Genomic DNA, 876 nt, shown 5'->3' on the forward strand with positions numbered 1-876 from the left:
TCTAGAAAACTCCCGCTAGTGAGCAACTCGCCCCGCCGTGGGCAGGACCTTCGTAGGCTGGCGGGGTGACCGATCGCCTGTACTTCCGTCAACTGTTGTCCGGCCGCGACTTCGCCGTCGGCGATCCGGTCGGTACCCAGATGGTCAACTTCGTCTACCTCGTGGGTGACCGCGAGACCGGCGAGGCCTTGGTTGTCGATCCCGCCTACAAGGTCGACGACCTGCTCAACCTGCTGGCCGCCGACGGTATGCGGCTCACCGGCGCGCTCGTCACCCACTACCACGCCGATCACATCGGCGGAAACGCGTTCGGCCTGGAGATCGAGGGTGTCCGCCAGTTGCTCGGCCGGCAGAACGTCCCGATTCACGTGAACCGGGCCGAGGCGAAGTGGGTACGGCGGGCGACCGAGGTCTCCGCGGCCGATCTGGTCGAGCATGACGACGACGATGTGGTGACGGTCGGGGAGATCCCCGTGCGGCTGCTGCACACCCCCGGCCACACCCCCGGCAGCCAGTGTTTCCTCGTCGACGATCGGCTCGTTGCCGGAGACACCCTGTTCCTCGAGGGCTGCGGCCGGATGGACCTGCCCGGCGGCGACGCGGGACTGATGTACGACAGCCTGCGTCGGTTGGCCGCGTTGCCGGACACCACCACCGTCTTCCCCGGCCACCAGTACTCTCCGCAGGCGTCGGAGGACCTTGCGGTGGTCAAGCGGATGAACCACGTCTTCCGGCCGACGAGCGCCCAGCAGTGGAAGGCGATGCTGGGCCTGTCCTGAATCCCGCGGTCGACCGGGTCGCAGCCGGGAAGACCCTCGTGTTTGCGGAACCGCATGGTCGACAAGGCGAGGAGCCCCGTATGACAGCCCCGGTCCG

1 protein-coding gene is annotated in these 876 nt (G+C 67.6%); it reads left to right on the forward strand.

Features of this window, described 5'->3' with window-relative positions; translation table 11 throughout:
* The first annotated feature begins 65 nt into the window (after nt 1-65).
* Nucleotides 66-779 carry an MBL fold metallo-hydrolase gene (locus AC08ON_RS18195; protein ID WP_476608702.1) on the forward strand — a complete coding sequence of 238 codons (714 nt, stop codon included), beginning with the start codon at nt 66-68 and terminating at the stop codon, nt 777-779.
* The last annotated feature ends 97 nt before the right edge of the window (nt 780-876 follow it).

The sequence above is a fragment of the Frankia sp. CoWAU3 genome (assembly GCF_977971855.1).